Source organism: Burkholderia sp. E168m23, from assembly GCF_016586125.1.
Classification (GTDB): domain Bacteria; phylum Pseudomonadota; class Gammaproteobacteria; order Burkholderiales; family Burkholderiaceae; genus Burkholderia; species Burkholderia orbicola.
Genome location: NZ_BCPP01001431.1, coordinates 1 through 1,177 on the forward strand (window position 1 = coordinate 1; position 1,177 = coordinate 1,177).

The 1,177-nt window shown below is 67.5% G+C and carries 1 protein-coding gene and 1 pseudogene; both read left to right on the forward strand.

Translation table 11 applies throughout. The features are described 5' to 3' along the window. A pseudogene (locus JMF90_RS37900) lies at positions 1–325 on the forward strand (tRNA pseudouridine(38-40) synthase TruA); the annotation flags it as partial. Continuing rightward, positions 322–1,023, forward strand: coding sequence for a phosphoribosylanthranilate isomerase (locus JMF90_RS37905; protein ID WP_011548092.1), 702 nt, complete (start codon positions 322–324; stop codon positions 1,021–1,023). The pseudogene JMF90_RS37900 and the gene JMF90_RS37905, both read left to right, overlap by 4 nt. Positions 1,024–1,177: the final 154 nt, after the last annotated feature.

The window sequence follows — 1,177 nt, forward strand, 5'->3', positions numbered from 1 at the left end:
GACGCCGGTCAAACACCTGTATCAGATCGATGTGCGGCGCGCGGGGCATTTCATCCATTTCCGCTTCCGCGCGAACGCGTTCCTGCATCACATGGTGCGCAACCTGATGGGCTGCCTCGTCGCGGTCGGGCGCGGCCGCTATCCGGCCGACTGGCTCGCCGACGTGCTGGCCGGGCGTGACCGCAATCTCGCGGCGCCCACGTTTATGGCCGACGGGCTGTACCTCGCCCACGTCGGCTATCCGGCGGAATTCGCCGTCCCGCCCGCGCAGCTCGGCAGCGTACCGTGGAGCAGCGTCTGGGCGGATCTGGACCCACAAACATGACGGAGCACGCCGTGTCTTCTTCGAATTCCGTCGCGGCCGGCCTGGCGCCGCGCACGCGCATCAAGCTGTGCGGGCTGTCGCGTCCCGAGGACGTGCTGCATGCGGCGGCGCTCGGCGCCGATGCGATCGGCCTCGTGTTCTACCCGAAGAGCCCGCGCGCGGTGACGATCGCGCAGGCGGCCGAGCTGGCGAGCCTCGCGCCGCCGTTCGTCTCGGTGGTCGGGCTGTTCGTGAATGCGACCGAAGCCGACATCGAAGCCGTCGTGCGCGACGTGCCACTGACGGTGCTGCAGTTCCATGGCGACGAGACGCCGGCGCAGTGCGACGCGCTCGGCCGCGCGGCACGGCTGCCGTGGTTGCGCGCGGTGCGCGTCGGCCCCTCGACGCAGCGTGCCGATTTGGTAGAATCGGCTCTTCATTATTCGAAAGCGCGCGGCCTCCTGTTCGACACTTTGGTGCCGGATTACGGCGGTAGCGGCAAGGTCTTCGATTGGTCTCTTATTCCCGCAGAGCTCGCGCGTCGGGCCGTTTTGAGTGGTGGCTTGAACGCGCAAAACGTCGGTGATGCGATCCGCCAGTTGCGTCCGTTTGCTGTCGATGTCTCGAGTGGCATCGAAGTGGAGGGCGCGAAGGGCGTGAAGGATCACGCCCGGATGGCGGCGTTCGTACGCGCGGTGCGCGCAGCGGACGCCGGGTGATGCAAGCCGGTGCGACCCCCAAAGCGGGCACACCGACCGATCGAGAGAGACACCATGTACAACCTTCCTGATGATCGCGGCCATTTCGGCCCGTATGGCGGCGTGTTCGTCGCCGAGACGCTGATTCACGCGCTGGACGAACTGCGCGCGGCGT

Excerpts from the sequence above, each read along its gene's own strand:
- JMF90_RS37905 (WP_011548092.1), top strand. The coding sequence starts at position 322 with ATGACGGAGCACGCCGTGTCTTCTTCGAATTCCGTCGCGGCCGGCCTG.